The sequence below is a fragment of the Brenneria corticis genome (assembly GCF_003115855.1).
GTDB classification, from domain to species: Bacteria; Pseudomonadota; Gammaproteobacteria; order Enterobacterales; family Enterobacteriaceae; genus Brenneria; species Brenneria corticis.
This window is the reverse complement of sequence record NZ_KZ819097.1, coordinates 1-13,757: the sequence shown is the minus strand read 5'-3', so window position 1 is coordinate 13,757 and position 13,757 is coordinate 1. Positions and strand designations below refer to the sequence as shown.

Genomic DNA, 13,757 nt, shown 5'->3' with positions numbered 1-13,757 from the left:
CCGGCCGCAATGGAGGAGACAATGCCATATTTAGGCCTGGATATCGGCGGCACAAAAATTGCCGCCGCGGTGCTCGGTGAAAATGGCGCGGTGCTGCTGCAACAGCGCACCGCCACCCGCAAAGAGAGCTACGCCCAGTTCCTGAGCGACGTGTGCCGGATAATCGCCGCGCTGCAGGGCAGGTTTAGCGTTCCGTTGTCGATCGGCATCGCCCTGCCGGGCGGCGTTTCGCCGCTTACCGGGCTGATCAAGAACTCCAACATTCTGCCGCTCAACGGCCGGCCGCTGCAGCAGGATTTGCAGCGGCGCCTGAACCAGCGCGTCGCCATCGCCAACGACGCCAACTGCTTTACCCTGTCTGAAGCCTTGGACGGCGCCGGCAAGGGCCACCGCATGGTGTTCGGCGTCACGCTCGGCACCGGCTGCGGCGGCGGGCTGGTGATCGATAGGCAGGTGATTGCCGGCGGCCACGGCAACGCGGCGGAGTGCGGACACAACCCCTTGCCGGGTTACGATCCGGCCAGGGATGGCCCCGCCGCCAACTGCTACTGCGGGCAGCGCAACTGCGTGGAGTCTTTTGTTTCCGGCACCGGGCTTGCCGAGCGTTATTTGTCGCTTACCGGACGCAAGGCCACGGCGCAGGATATCGTGGCGCTGGCGGAATCGGGGGACGCCGCGGCCGCTCGTCAATTTGATCTCTACCTCGACCAATTGGCCAGAATGCTGGCAACGATAGTGAATTTGATCGACCCCGATGTGATCGTCTTCGGCGGCGGGCTTTCCAATGTAGCGGGGCTATACCGGGACATCTCATCGCGCGTGGCCGCTTACGCGTTCACCGATCGGTTCTGTACCCCTATCGTGCAGGCGGTTCACGGCGACGACAGCGGCGTACGGGGCGCGGCCTGGATGGGTAAAGAGATATCCGCCTGACGGGCACGGCATCGCCCGTCGGCTTATGGATCAAAAACCGAACTGCCGCCGTTGCAGCGGGTTGTCTTTTCCCAGCCGTTTCGCCAGCCAGGGCGGCATATGCTCGGCGATCATCTTTTGCAGGGCCTGTAATTGCCCGTCGATGGTGGTGGCCGCGGGAACCTTGATCGGGTGAATATTGTGGCGGATCACCCTGGCCGCCGCCGGCCCGCCGATCGACTCGCAAAACAGCAGGTGGCAATCGCTCAGCAGGCGCAAGCGCCCTTCGTTCCCCTCCTCTCCCTCCTGCGGCTGATAACGCCGCAAGGCGCTGAGAAACGGCCCTTGCCGATCCCAGGCGTAAATAAAGAACAGGCGGCACTGGCCGAAGTGACCGTTAACCGTCAAACCGTTGCTGGAAGCGAACGCCACCTGTAACTGTTGTCCCTGCTTGCGTTCGGACTGTTCGGTTAAATGAGGCGGAAGATTGCCGTGCAGGCAATCCATGATTTGCTGCCAGCGGGCAACGGTAAGTACGTGGTTATCAACGGGTAAATGGCGGGATAGCTCATCCAGCGACAGGGCTGACAGCCGCTCCAGCGTCAGCGCCTCATCGCAGGTGGCTTCCAGCCAGTTAATCAAGGTGGCGGGGGCAATTTCCGGCAGCAGCTGCGCCAGGGCGAACAGCCGCCAGAAAAGTAAATCGTCCCGTGTCAGGCTCATGAGCATCTCCGGTGTTTATCGCGATCGTCGCGGCGGCGATCGACGGTTAGCATGCATATTTTTTGGCGCGCAGGGTGACGGGAAACGTGGGCTTCGCCGTCAGCGGCGTAATAAACCAGTCCTCTCCCCCTTCAAGCCGTAGCCGTCCGCCCCAGCGGTCGGGCTGGTCGAACTCCAGAAACGTGACTCTGGCTTCCAGATCTTTTTTGGCGATATAACAATGTATGCCGTCAGCGCGCTGACGAAGAATGATGTTGGCCATACGCCCTCCTGTGGGTCGGCAAATTGCTCCCCCTTTGCAGGGGGAGGCGCTGACGTCGTTAGCGAACCAGGTCGTAACCGTAATCGGTTTTACCCAGCGCCATGGTGTCGCCGTCGAGTTTTTCCAGTATGGCGTTCACCAGCGTGGTCAGCATGGTCATCGCGCCTTCATAGCCCCAGGTGGTCGCCCGGTGTAAATGGTGGCGATCGAAGATCGGGAAACCGATGCGGATCAGCGGAACCTCAAACTGGTCGCCTTTGGCTTTGGTATCGCGCTGAATAAACTTGCCGTAGGAGTTGCCGATCATAAAGTCCGGCTGGCGGGTGAACATCAGCGAACGGAAATGCCACAGATCGCAGTTGATAAACACCTCGCTCTCCCGACCGTAGGGAGACGACTCCAGCAGTTTGTTCATCGCTTTCTGCCAGCGTTTGTTGCCGTTGTGGCAGAGGATCACCGCCGGTTCGCAGCCCAATTCCAGCAGGAAGCGGGTGAGCCCCATCAGGAAATCGGGATCGCCGTAAATGCCGAAGCGTTTACCGTGCAGCCAGGTATGGGAATCCAGCATCATATCCACCAGCCGGCCGCGCTCCAGCGCCAGCGCCTCTGGGATGGGCTTGCCGGTCAGCTGGCTGACGGTCATCAGAAAGTCATCCGTGGCGGCCAGTCCCATCGGCACCGCAACCTCCGTGGCCGGCTGCCGCCAGTCATCCCTCACCACTTTTTTGCTTTTAACCAAATGCCAGGGTTGCAACAGCAGCGTATCGATGGCGTTGGGCGCATCGCGCATTTCAGCCTGGGTGGTGCCGCCGGCATACAGGCGATAATGGCCGTCGGCCGGGGTATCCAGCACGTCCGACGGGTCGGACAGCAGCGAACACGGCACCGCCATCTGCGCCATCATGCGTTTCAGTACCCGGTAGTTGCCGAGATAGGTTTCAAAGCCGGCGACCAGATTGATTTTGCCGTTGCTGCCGGGCTGATACCCCTCGACGCCCTGGGTAAAGGTGCGGGCGAACCCTTCGAACATATTGTCCCAGCCGGTGATATGGCTGCCGATAAAGCTGGGCGTATGGGCGTAAGGCACGGCAATGGCGTCATCCACAAAGCCGTCTTTTTTGGCATTGCTGATAAAGGCCTGCAGATCATCGCCGATCACCTCCGCCATGCAGGTGGTGGAAACCGCGATCACTTCCGGCTTATACAGCGCGCTGGCGTTTTGTAGCCCCTGGTTCATATTGTTATTGCCGCCGAACACCGCGGCGTCTTCCGTCATCGAGTCGGAGACGCAGGCCACCGGCTCTTTAAAGTGGCGGTTGAAATAGGTGCGGAAATAGGCGACGCATCCCTGGGAACCGTGCACATAGGGCAGCGTTTTTTCAAACCCGAGCGCGCAGAGCACGGCGCCCAGGGGCTGGCAGGCTTTCGCCGGGTCCACGGTCAGCGCCTGACGCTGAAAGTTCAACGCCTCATATTCCGGGGTCGTCGTCCATTCGAAGACCTCCCGCACGCGCTCCTTGCCGTGCCCCTCTTCCAGCTCGCTTTTGCTAGCGAACAGCGCCTGATATTCCGGCTGCTCAAACAGCGGGTAACAGGCTTTTACTTTCTCGGTATTCTGGCTCATCGTATTCTCCTCCCGCGCCACAAATCGGTGAACTGACGGGACAAAAGGATGTCGGGCCTCAGGCGGATTGCAGCCAGGGCGCGCGTAGCTGTGTCCAGCAAGGGTTGTTTAGCGTCATATCCATATCGCGGGCGAAGATGGCGAAGCCGTCATAGCCGTGATAAGGGCCGGAGTAATCCCAGGAGTGCATCTGCCTGAACGGCATGCCCAGCTTCTGGAACACGTATTTTTCCTTGATCCCCGACCCCACCAGGTCCGGCTTCAGGCGTTTGACGAACTCTTCCAGCTCATAGGTGCTGAGATCGTCAAACAGCAGCGTTCCCTCTTTCAGGTCGGGCAAGGTGCGGTCGTAGTCGTCGTTATGGGCGAACTCATAACCGGCGGCCATAATCTCCATACCGAGATCTTCATAAGCGCCGATAACGTGGCGCGGACGCAGCCCGCCGACGTACAGCAACACTTTTTTCCCCTCCAGCCGCGGGCGATATTTGGCGATTATCGCGTCGGTCTGCGCCTGATAACGGGCAATTACCGCTTCCGCATTCGCCTGAATGGCGCCGTCGAACAGCGCGGCGATTTTACGCAGCGAGGCGGCGATCTGCGTCGGACCGAAGAAGTTGTATTCCATCCACGGAATGCCGTATTTCTCTTCCATATGGCGTGAGATGTAGTTCATCGAACGGTAACAGTGCACCAGGTTGAGCTTCACCTTGGGCGTTTTTTCCATTTCCACCAGCGTACCGTCGCCCGACCACTGGGCCACCACCCGCAGCCCCATCTCCTCCAGCAGAATACGGGAAGACCAGGCGTCGCCGCCGATGTTGTAGTCGCCGATGATGGCGACGTCATAAGGCGTGGCGGCGAATGGTTGATCGTCGCGGGCGGGCAATACCCAGTCGCGGATCACATCGTTGGCGATATGGTGCCCCAGCGATTGCGATACGCCGCGAAATCCTTCACAGCGCACCGGGATCACCGGCTTGCCGAGCTGCTCTTTCGCCGAGCGCGCCACGGCTTCGATATCATCGCCAATCAGCCCCACCGGGCACTCTGACTGAATGCTGATCCCCTTGGTCAGCGGGAAGAGCAGTTCAAGCTCATCAATCAGCTGGCGCAGCTTTTTGTCGCCGCCGAAAACGATGTCTTTCTCCTGAAAATCCGAGGTGAAATTCACCGTGCCGAAGCTGTCGATACCGCTCATGCCGGTGTAATAGTTACGCCGCCCGGCGCGGGAGTATTGGCCGCAGCCAATCGGCCCGTGCGAGATATGCGCCATATCCTTGATCGGCCCGAAAACCACTCCTTTCGAGCCGGCATAGGCGCAGCCGCGCACCGTCATCACGCCCGGCTGGGACTTGCGGTTGGAAATAATGCATTTCCCCACCGACTCCATCCCCGGCTCAACGGTCATGATATGCCTGGCGCGCTCTTTGCGGGTTTTATCCGGGAAGACCTCAAGCACTTCCTGAATCAGCGCCTGATTCCGCTGTATAATGGTGTCTGTCATATGATGTTCCTCAGGCGGACGCCGCTTCTTCCGCCGCCGTTTTACCGATAATGGCCTCGTTTTCTTCATCGAGGATCCCGAACTCCATCAGCAAAGCTTCCAGCTCATCCATGGTGACCGGCGTTGGAACCACCATTTTGGTGTTGTTGACGATCTTGCTGGCCAGGGTGCGATACTCGTCCGCCTGCTTACAGGTCGGATCGTATTCGATCACCGTCATCCGGCGGATTTCGGCGCGCTGCACGATGTTGTCGCGCGGGACGAAGTGGATCATCTGGGTGCCGAGTTTGTCGGCCAGCGCGATGATCAGCTCGTCTTCCCGGTCGGTCTGGCGGGAGTTGCAAATCAACCCGCCCAGACGTACCTTCCCGGACTTGGCGTATTTGACGATCCCTTTGCAGATATTGTTGGCCGCGTACATCGCCATCATTTCGCCGGAGCAGACGATATAGATCTCCTGAGCCTTGTTTTCACGAATCGGCATGGCGAACCCGCCGCACACCACGTCGCCCAGTACGTCGTAAAACACGAAATCCAGATCGTCTTCATACGCGCCTTCCTCCTCCAGAAAGTTGATGGCGGTAATCACCCCGCGCCCGGCGCAGCCGACGCCCGGCTCCGGACCGCCGGATTCGGCGCAGCGCACGCCGCCGTAGCCTATTTGCAGCACGTCTTCCAGCTCCAAATCTTCCACCGAGCCGACTTCGGCGGCCATTTCCATAATGGTGTTTTGCGCCTTGGCATGCAGGATCAGGCGCGTTGAATCCGCTTTGGGATCGCAGCCGATAATCATCACTTTCTTACCCAGTTCGGCGAGCGCCGCCACCAGATTTTGCGTAGTGGTGGACTTGCCAATCCCACCTTTGCCATAAATCGCACACTGACGTATTGCCATGATCTATTCCTCTTGCACCGTGAATGTCCTTTTTATCTTGCAGGGGGCATACCAGCCGGACAAAACATGGCAATGTTATGATAAATAATAATATTTTATATTGAGGATTGGGTCTGACGCGGGGGGTTAGGTACAATAACGTGACTAATTGTTGTAAAGAAGACAAAGGCGACAGGCGAAATTCGGGCGAATGTCGAGTGCAACCGGTCATGATAATCCGCTATGAAATATAACAAGACGGTATTTATGTTCGCCCCCCCCTTCAACTACCTTTGTTTCAACTCATCATTAAATGGTTTTCGCTATGTCTGAACATTCTGACTGTCGTAACGATTTGTTCGACCAACAACTCATCACCTGGCGACGAGAGTTGCATCAATACCCGGAACTATCCAATCAGGAACAACAAACCACCGTTAAAATTACCCGCTGGCTAAAAAAGAAAGGCGTTCGTTTACTGCCGCTGGCGTTGACTTCCGGCGTGGTGGCGGAAATTGGCGACGGCCCCGGTCCGATCGTCGCGCTGCGCGCCGATATCGACGCCCTTCCCATTGAAGAACTGACCGATGTCGCTTTTCGTTCGCAGCACGCCGGGGTGATGCACGCCTGCGGCCATGATTTCCACACCGCGGTGATGCTCGGCGCCGCCTGTCTGCTGAAAAAACGCGAACAGGCGCTGCCCGGCAAAGTGCGTATTCTTTTTCAGCCGGCGGAAGAGGTCTCCACCGGCGCTCTGCAGCTGATCGGCGCCGGCGCGCTGAACGACGTTTCCGCCATTTTCGGCTTACATAACGCTCCCGAGCTGCCCGCCGGCACTTTCGCCAGCCGCAGCGGCGCCTTTTACGCCAACGTCGACCGCTTCTCCATCAGCGTAACGGGCAAAGGCGCCCACGCCGCCAAACCCGAAGAAGGGATTGATAGTATCGTCACCGCCTGCAATATTGTGAATGCCTTGCAAACCTTGCCCAGCCGCAGCTTTAGCTCGCTGGAGTCGCTGGTTATCAGCGTTACGCGCATTCAGGGCGGCAACACCTGGAACGTGCTGCCGCAAACGGTGGAGCTGGAAGGCACGGTGCGCACCTACAGCACCCGCATCCGCGAGCAGATCCCCGCGCGTATCGAACAGTTGATTAACGGCATTACCCTCGCCCTGGGGGCGAAAGCGCAGTTGAATTGGCAGCCGGGACCGCCCTCGGTGGTCAATACCCCCTACTGGGTGGATTTCAGCAAGAAAATCGCCCATGATGCGGGTTACAAAGTGGAAAACGCCGAGTTGCAAATGAGCGGCGAAGACTTTGCGCTCTATCTTCAGCAGATACCGGGAGCCTTTGTCAGCATAGGTTCGAATAGCGAGTTCGGGCTGCATCATCCGCAATTCAATCCGGATGAAAGCGCTATCTCTCCCGCGGCGCGCTATTTTGCCCAACTGGCTGAAGCGGCATTGCATCAACAGGCGGCGTTGAATCATGCGTCATCGCCGGTGGTACAACTTAATAACCGACACAGCAAAAATATCTCCGTCTAATGAAAAGAAAACGTATCCTGATTCCTTTGATCATACTGGTGGTGTTTATCCTCTATCTCAACCGCGATGCGCTTAATCCTTTCGCGCCCGACTGTAAAAACATTCCGGCCGGAACGCCCAAACCCGCGGAATGTAAGCCGAAAGTCGTTGCGCCCGGCTTTGAGCTTTAACGCCGGGCCGCATAAGAAAATCGATGAATATGCGCAACTGAAAGGGTATATTTTCCTTTATCCGCGCAGCGTATGAAAACCAGGAGCTGGTCATGTCACAAATCTCGCCGCCGACTATCGGCAATGAAACCGCCAACCAAAACCTGTCCGCCCGACTGAATGCCGTGATTGATCGAGCCATCGCCGAACAGCGTATCGTCGGCGCCGTGATTCTGGTCCGCCGGCACGGCGAAAATCTGTTCCATCGCGCCGCGGGCCTGGCCGATCGGGAGGCCGGGAAGCCAATGACGGAAGATGCGCTGTTTCGCCTGTCGTCGGTCACTAAACCGATCGTGGCGACGGCGGCGATGGTGCTGGTGGGGCAAGGCAGGCTGGGGCTTGATGAGGATATCCGCCAATGGCTGCCCGATTTTCAGCCGCGGCTGGCAAACGGCGATATTGCAGTAATCACGCCGCGTCAGTTGCTCAGCCATACCGCCGGACTGGGCTACCGTTTTCAGGAAAGCGACGATCGCGGACCTTACGCGCGCGCCGGGGTTTCCGACGGCCTTGATAACGCGGATATTACCCTGGCGGAAAACCTGCGCCGGCTGGCAAGCGTCCCCTTGCTGTATGCGCCGGGCCGTGACTGGGGATATTCACTGTCGATGGACGTACTGGGCGCGGTTATTGAGCGGGTTTGCAACCAGCCGCTGGGAGACGCCGTTCGGGAGCTGGTCACCGGTCCGCTGCGGATGGACGATAGCGATTTTTATGTGCGCGATGCCGAACGCCTGGTAACCCCTTACGTTAACCACTCGCCCTCGCCCCGCCGTCTGCAAGAAGGGGAGATTATTCCCTTTGACGAAAACGCCATCGGCGTCCGTTATTCGCTGGCGCGGGCGTACAATCGGCAGGCGTTTCCGTCCGGCGGCGCCGGGATGGTCGGAACCGCCGGGGATATATTAACGCTGCTGGAAACGCTGCGCCAAGGTGGTTCTCCTTTGCTTTCCGCCGACCTGGTTGACGAAATGGGCCGCGATCAAATCGGCGGGCAATCTCTGCCCGATGCGCCGGGCGTCGGCTTCGGGCTGGGCTTCTCCGTACTCGGCGATCCCCAGGCCGCGAGCTCTCCGGAGTCCGTCGGCACCTGGCGCTGGGGCGGCGTCTACGGCCATTCGTGGTTTGTCGACAAAACCCAGGGGCTAAGCGCGGTGGCGCTCACCAATACGTTGTATGAAGGGGTTTCCGGCAGCTTTGTCGCCGACCTGCGGGATGCTATTTATGGCGTGGCGAGCGGGGAGTGATTGGCGCTTTGCGGGCTTTTTGAACTATTGCTAATACGGTGCGTTCAGTCGATTTCATCAGACTGCAAGTCGCTTTCATAGTCCTGGCCACCGTGCGTTCGGCCAGTTGTTCCTCCGTTTCTGGTGCGAACACCACGCTGTACCCCATTATTCCTCTCCGGTGGCCTTTTTGTGCTCGGCTTTCAGTCTTTCCCTGATATCGTTGCCACTGAGGCTTTCACTTTCACCGCGTTGCAGGCTGTCCCACGCCGGAACGACTTGTTCCCGCAGCCATTTTTCCACCGCGTTGTCTCGTGCCATTAGCGCCCTGAGTCCTTCCCTGATAACCTCGCTTTCTGAAGCATATTCGCCGCTGGCAACACGCGCTTTCACCTGCGCCGCCATTTCATTCGGCAGCGTAATGCTCATTTGCTGTGTTGTTCTCATTGGTAACCCCTGTCTTTCATCGAGTAGGATTTAATCATACTCATTCTTTTCGCCACTGTCAGGTGCCGAACTTCCCGCCTTATCCTTTCGGCATGAAAACCGGATGGAAAAAGTTATTCTCCACAACAACCAGCAATAGCAGAGACCACTGAGCGGACGCCTCGATATCCTGTTCTGCCTGCGGCGATACGGTCATTTCTTACCTTCCGCCATGCGCCGGTATTTCTGCGACAGACGCCCGAACACCGCTTCAGCATCTTTGCCTTTTCCGCTGTTCACACCCAACTCTACCGCCGTCCGTAGCGCATCAAGCTTTACCTGCTGCTCTCGCTCCTCCAGCGCCCGTAAACCTGCACGGATGACCTCGCTTACATTGTTGTAGCGACCGCTTTCGATTTGTTCACGGATAAATTGCTCGAAGTAAGGACTTAACGCGATACTGGTTGCCATCATTGCCTCCAACCACGCAGGATAGTATCTATTATTATCTGTTAGTATTTTTTTCCTTTCCCGCTCCGTCAACCCCTTCTTCCTGATATGTTTTATCTGCTGTCGACATCGCTCTAATGGTCACAACTTACCCCGCTCTGCCAACCTCTTCAGTTCGTCCATTCGGAGATTCATTTCTTCATAACTAATGAACTCGACCTCACTGGTATCATAGCGGCTGAACGCTTCGGACAGTTGCTTCTCCAGCCAGATCTCGTGTTCACCATCCTGATAGCGGCGCTCTTCTGCGGCCAGTTCTTCTTCTCGTTGGCGCATCACTTCTGTCAGGCTCATCTTCAGTCGTTTCGCTGCCTGCATTGCCAGACGTTTGGTTTCTTCATCTATTCGGAAGTGGATTATGCTCATAATAAGCCCTTACTTGTAGGGGCAAGTCCCAACATCATGGGGTCAGTTCAAACTGGCCGGAGGGAATTATCAATGCAACATTGATAGTTTAGACGCAACTATGCGATTAGTTTCTTCATCAATATCAAGGCACATATAATCATTCACAATCCAACAAAGGTAACTATAAATCTCTGTTGCGTCTTTGCCCTGATTAATAATTTCACACATTGGTTGGACATAAGAATCATATTCATCCTGTGCCTCAGTCAACTCACTTACTCCAATGGGATCCCATTCATGAAGTAAAATGTATCGAACTTTTTCACGCATTATTGCATCATTCATTTGTAAGGCGCTCCTGGAAAACTGTCACAACATCACCTGATTTTGAATTAACGATCACACGTAAGTTATTCACCGAATTATAGTAACCAGTTGTTCTAGCTTTTTTGTATCCGTTCCTCTACCTTCTATTTTTTTAAACAGCTACACTGATATTTATTTGTCCAGAAAAAAACAGATCAATTAATATATCGGCAATCAGCAAAAACAAAAAACAACAGATTGTCATGTATAGGATACTTAAAAATAACAAATCGGAAGTTGGCTTATTTCTTTTCATTTATATTATACTCACTTTTAGAAGAATAATGTTTTTTAGCATCTATTATTTTTGCAAATACCCACAACCCTCCTCCTGAAACCGCCCCCATTCCTCCTCCAATTTTGAGTGCAAACAATGCAGAATTTATCACGGCATCAAGATTTATGATCAACTGTCCTGTTTTAAAGAAAGCAACAATCATCCCTAATGGCACACCGATCATACATATCAAAACACCAGACAATGAGAATCCGAAAACTAGAAAAATTAGCATGGCTGTGTTTGCCAATATGCCTTTATTACCTTTCATTCTATTTACCTGTTGCGAAGCTTTTAATAGCCTCTTCCGCAGAAGATCCTGTTACGGCTCCAACGCCGCTACCAAAAATAGCTCCTGATATTTCTGAACCTACATGAAAGCATCTGCTGGTGAACTTCCCACCTACTTTATTACCAATAACTGTACCTACTGCATTCCCGGTCATTGATGCGGTAGGATCTTCACCCTTTGCTTTACTTCCCAAATATGCACCACCTGTATTCACAAAGTTACCGTTTTCATCCAGCAGGTTGGTATTGGTATGCAACGATGTCATTGATAATCCTACATCCTTCAACCCTTTCGGCATGTCATTCGGGCTGAAAAAGTTATTCTCCACGTAAAAATCCCGCCAATAAGGGCGATATTTGTTAGCTAGTTATTCGGGGGCAGAAGGTGGCCTTTTTCGAGCTTTGTATTTATCTATCAGATTGAAAGCTATTGCCGCTAATGTAATAGCGCCCCTGCAATCAGACTTTTAACCAAATTGCTCATAACTCCTTCATATGAAAGATAGAACTTGTTTAGATGGATAAAACCAAGAACGATTCGTACAAGTAACCTAAGTAAAAAAAAACTAATGAAAAATAAAAGAAAACGAATATGTACTTAAAAATATTTTTCATCATTTTTTGCTCTCTTTTATTTTAAGAGCATATTTACTTACATCGTTCACTGTTTCTGAAACGAATGCCCCCCAACATCATAGACAAATCCCGGTAAATCTTTGCCTGTTACCGAATTTATAATATCAGGTGCATATTGACCAAATTTTGCACCAAACCAAGCACCAGTCGCAGCGCCACCCACTGCTCCAACATTCGGTCCATCCGTGAACACTGCTCCCCCCGCTGCGATTCCCACATTCTGCCAGATATTACGCCCCGGAGCCAACCCGCCAGTAACTAATGACGCCGCCGGCCCCAGATACCATACACCCACTATCAGTACGCCGTTCGTATATCCTTCAACTATCCTTGCCCCTCCGGCATCGTTCCCGTTATCAGCTTATGTTTAGATAGGGATTTTTTTAATCATTAAGACTATTAAAAAAAACTAAAACACTTTTCAGGTCAGTACTCCATTCAGATATTTTCATGCCATCTTCATTATGAGTAATACGTGGTTCTATAAAATCATTGATTTTATCCACAGTAAAATCAGGATACTCATCAAGGAATAAGACTTTATTTTGCACAAAAACTTTATCATCATAAAAATATAAAACCCAAGTAAATAAAAAATTCGTATTTTCAGGTTCATACATTGATACAGCTAAAGTGGCATGTTTTTTACTTGCCAAACCCTTTTCGAGTGATTTTAGCCAAGATTTCTTATAATTCTTTATACTCCAGTAAGTTAAAGGGATATTAATCATTTCTGAAAATTCATCAATGATTATTAATGCTGGCAAAACAAGTTCACCCTCAACATTTACTGGCTTACCTTCAGGGAAGATACCAAACATATATTAGTCCTTAATCCTGTTCAGATTACTATCATAAGTTCCCAGTCTTTCCCCTTTTCGATCAAACATTTTCCAACCATCTGTTACATTGTGGCTATCAATATCAGGAGTGATATAGGTTTTACCGTCAAAATATACAGGTTGACCATGTGAGTTAAATGGCGCTTTCTGTGCTGGAATCCTGCGGTCGAATCCTAAATTTTTTGCAGCCTCTTGAGCTTCTTTTCCTTTAAGAGCCAAGTAAGCCAAATCATCTTTATTCGGCCCGTCCGGGATCGGCGTTACTGTAGTATTTCCGCCAGTATCCGGCACCCCTTCTGTATTCCCGGTATTTGTCGCTACCTGACCTGAAGCCTGATTATTTCCCGTATGTGCTGGTACGTTTCCGGTTGCGGTCTGGTCTCCACCCGTATTGGTCGGCCCCGGATTGATAATCTGATTTCCGCCTGTATTTGAAGGCGCATACTTATCCTGTAACGAACTCAGATAATTACCAGTTATTTCGTCATTACCCATCATTTCCAGGGTGACGAGATGTTCCAGTTCCTCCGACGAGAGGTTATCCGCGATTTCTTTCGCTACAACACCGGTAATGCCCGCTTTCACGCCGATTTCAAGCAACTGTTCCGCTACCTTGGTTCGGCATGGTGCCGCTATCGCACACCCTTCAACCAGCGCTTTACCGAGGAAATTATTCTCAACCTCATTCTTCGCCGTATTCGCTCCGCTTCCGGCGCCTGTAAGGTTACCACCGACAAGTCCGCCCGCGCCAGCGCCCGCTAGGGTGATCAGGTTCGCTATCAGCTCTTTCTGCTCACCCGTCAGTTCTTCCGCTTTTACCCCCGGATAGAGGAGCGTTGTCAGCGCTTGCGCGCCGGCGGACGACACCAGCCCGCCCGCCGCGCCTCCCGCGGCGCTGCCGCCCTGCGCCTGGGCCAGAAACGCGCCCAGTACCGTATGCAACGCGATGCGGGCTGACTCATTGTCCTGACTCACCTCCTTCACCAGCCCCGCCAGATACGGCGCCGCCGCTCCCGTCACCACGCCGGTTGCGTTGCCGCCAAGTCCTCCCGCCAGCACCGCCGTCAGGGCCGTTCCCGCCGTCCAGAACTCACTGCCTGCGCCATACTCACGCTCGACCGCCTGCACTTCTTCGCTGCTTTGTATCCGCGCCTCTATCTCGTCGGCGCTCACGCCTT

The 13,757-nt window shown here is 54.0% G+C and carries 17 protein-coding genes; 4 read left to right on the top strand and 13 right to left on the bottom strand.

The annotated features are described in order from the left end of the window. Positions 1–21: 21 nt before the first annotated feature. Positions 22–933, top strand: coding sequence for an ROK family protein (locus tag DDT56_RS21205; protein ID WP_136168371.1), 912 nt, complete (start codon positions 22–24; stop codon positions 931–933). A 30-nt stretch (positions 934–963) separates the two neighbouring features. Here DDT56_RS21205 and DDT56_RS21200 read toward each other — a convergent pair whose 3' ends face one another. Genes DDT56_RS21200 through nifH form a run of 5 tightly spaced genes read right to left on the bottom strand, consistent with a single transcriptional unit; the run spans position 964 to position 5,923 of the window. Next, the gene (locus DDT56_RS21200) at positions 964–1,629 is read right to left on the bottom strand and encodes a NifB/NifX family molybdenum-iron cluster-binding protein (RefSeq protein WP_168197665.1); all 666 of its coding nucleotides are present in this window, start codon (positions 1,627–1,629) and stop codon (positions 964–966) included. Positions 1,630–1,681: 52 nt separating this feature from the next. Beyond that, entirely contained in the window at positions 1,682–1,897 is a 216-nt protein-coding gene (gene nifT / locus DDT56_RS21195; RefSeq protein ID WP_136168369.1) for a putative nitrogen fixation protein NifT, read from the bottom strand. 58 nt (positions 1,898–1,955) lie between these two features. Then, positions 1,956–3,521 (bottom strand): nitrogenase molybdenum-iron protein subunit beta, encoded by a 1,566-nt coding sequence (gene nifK / locus DDT56_RS21190; RefSeq protein ID WP_136168368.1) that lies wholly within the window; start codon positions 3,519–3,521, stop codon positions 1,956–1,958. 58 nt (positions 3,522–3,579) lie between these two features. Then, entirely contained in the window at positions 3,580–5,028 is a 1,449-nt protein-coding gene (nifD, locus tag DDT56_RS21185; RefSeq protein WP_136168367.1) for a nitrogenase molybdenum-iron protein alpha chain, read from the bottom strand. 10 nt (positions 5,029–5,038) lie between these two features. Beyond that, complete coding sequence (gene nifH / locus DDT56_RS21180) at positions 5,039–5,923, bottom strand: nitrogenase iron protein (RefSeq protein WP_136168366.1); 885 nt, start codon at positions 5,921–5,923, stop codon at positions 5,039–5,041. 304 nt (positions 5,924–6,227) lie between these two features. Here nifH and DDT56_RS21175 point away from each other — a divergent pair, with 304 nt between their 5' ends. From DDT56_RS21175 to DDT56_RS21170, 3 genes are all read left to right on the top strand, one after another. After that, a complete protein-coding gene (locus DDT56_RS21175) occupies positions 6,228–7,448 on the top strand; it encodes a M20 peptidase aminoacylase family protein (protein ID WP_136168365.1) in 1,221 nt (406 codons plus the stop codon). Beyond that, a complete protein-coding gene (locus DDT56_RS24450) occupies positions 7,448–7,618 on the top strand; it encodes a hypothetical protein (RefSeq protein WP_168197661.1) in 171 nt (56 codons plus the stop codon). Before DDT56_RS21175 ends, DDT56_RS24450 begins: the two co-directional genes overlap by 1 nt. Before the next feature lie 92 nt (positions 7,619–7,710). Then, positions 7,711–8,904, top strand: a complete 1,194-nt coding sequence (locus DDT56_RS21170) for a serine hydrolase domain-containing protein (RefSeq protein ID WP_136168364.1) — start codon at positions 7,711–7,713, stop codon at positions 8,902–8,904. Positions 8,905–9,051: 147 nt separating this feature from the next. On the opposite strand, the gene DDT56_RS21165 is transcribed toward DDT56_RS21170, so the two are convergent. From DDT56_RS21165 to DDT56_RS21125, 8 genes are all read right to left on the bottom strand, one after another. Next, the gene (locus DDT56_RS21165; protein ID WP_136168363.1) at positions 9,052–9,330 is read right to left on the bottom strand and encodes a type II toxin-antitoxin system ParD family antitoxin; all 279 of its coding nucleotides are present in this window, start codon (positions 9,328–9,330) and stop codon (positions 9,052–9,054) included. A 192-nt stretch (positions 9,331–9,522) separates the two neighbouring features. Then, on the bottom strand, positions 9,523–9,780 hold the full coding sequence (locus tag DDT56_RS21160) for a type II toxin-antitoxin system ParD family antitoxin (RefSeq protein ID WP_136168362.1): 258 nt from the start codon (positions 9,778–9,780) through the stop codon (positions 9,523–9,525). Between the two features lie 120 nt (positions 9,781–9,900). After that, a complete protein-coding gene (locus tag DDT56_RS21155; RefSeq protein ID WP_136168361.1) occupies positions 9,901–10,185 on the bottom strand; it encodes a damage-inducible protein J in 285 nt (94 codons plus the stop codon). Positions 10,186–10,254: 69 nt separating this feature from the next. Further along, on the bottom strand, positions 10,255–10,512 hold the full coding sequence (locus DDT56_RS21150) for a hypothetical protein (protein WP_136168360.1): 258 nt from the start codon (positions 10,510–10,512) through the stop codon (positions 10,255–10,257). 263 nt (positions 10,513–10,775) lie between these two features. Beyond that, positions 10,776–11,081, bottom strand: a complete 306-nt coding sequence (locus DDT56_RS21145) for a hypothetical protein (protein ID WP_136168359.1) — start codon at positions 11,079–11,081, stop codon at positions 10,776–10,778. A gap of 1 nt (position 11,082) precedes the next feature. Beyond that, the gene (locus DDT56_RS21140; RefSeq protein ID WP_136168358.1) at positions 11,083–11,430 is read right to left on the bottom strand and encodes a hypothetical protein; all 348 of its coding nucleotides are present in this window, start codon (positions 11,428–11,430) and stop codon (positions 11,083–11,085) included. A gap of 690 nt (positions 11,431–12,120) precedes the next feature. Continuing rightward, a complete protein-coding gene (locus DDT56_RS21130) occupies positions 12,121–12,558 on the bottom strand; it encodes a hypothetical protein (RefSeq protein WP_136168357.1) in 438 nt (145 codons plus the stop codon). Between the two features lie 3 nt (positions 12,559–12,561). Beyond that, the coding region (locus tag DDT56_RS21125; protein ID WP_210417064.1) for a VENN motif pre-toxin domain-containing protein at positions 12,562–13,757 on the bottom strand (1,196 nt) is incomplete at its 5' end.

Coding starts and splice junctions, on each gene's coding strand:
- DDT56_RS21205 (WP_136168371.1), top strand. CDS start 22: ATGCCATATTTAGGCCTGGATATCGGCGGCACAAAAATTGCCGCCGCG.
- nifT (WP_136168369.1), bottom strand. CDS start 1,897: ATGGCCAACATCATTCTTCGTCAGCGCGCTGACGGCATACATTGTTAT.
- nifK (WP_136168368.1), bottom strand. CDS start 3,521: ATGAGCCAGAATACCGAGAAAGTAAAAGCCTGTTACCCGCTGTTTGAG.
- nifD (WP_136168367.1), bottom strand. CDS start 5,028: ATGACAGACACCATTATACAGCGGAATCAGGCGCTGATTCAGGAAGTG.
- nifH (WP_136168366.1), bottom strand. CDS start 5,923: ATGGCAATACGTCAGTGTGCGATTTATGGCAAAGGTGGGATTGGCAAG.
- DDT56_RS21175 (WP_136168365.1), top strand. CDS start 6,228: ATGTCTGAACATTCTGACTGTCGTAACGATTTGTTCGACCAACAACTC.
- DDT56_RS24450 (WP_168197661.1), top strand. CDS start 7,448: ATGAAAAGAAAACGTATCCTGATTCCTTTGATCATACTGGTGGTGTTT.
- DDT56_RS21170 (WP_136168364.1), top strand. CDS start 7,711: ATGTCACAAATCTCGCCGCCGACTATCGGCAATGAAACCGCCAACCAA.
- DDT56_RS21165 (WP_136168363.1), bottom strand. CDS start 9,330: ATGAGAACAACACAGCAAATGAGCATTACGCTGCCGAATGAAATGGCG.
- DDT56_RS21160 (WP_136168362.1), bottom strand. CDS start 9,780: ATGGCAACCAGTATCGCGTTAAGTCCTTACTTCGAGCAATTTATCCGT.
- DDT56_RS21155 (WP_136168361.1), bottom strand. CDS start 10,185: ATGAGCATAATCCACTTCCGAATAGATGAAGAAACCAAACGTCTGGCA.
- DDT56_RS21150 (WP_136168360.1), bottom strand. CDS start 10,512: ATGAATGATGCAATAATGCGTGAAAAAGTTCGATACATTTTACTTCAT.
- DDT56_RS21145 (WP_136168359.1), bottom strand. CDS start 11,081: ATGAAAGGTAATAAAGGCATATTGGCAAACACAGCCATGCTAATTTTT.
- DDT56_RS21130 (WP_136168357.1), bottom strand. CDS start 12,558: ATGTTTGGTATCTTCCCTGAAGGTAAGCCAGTAAATGTTGAGGGTGAA.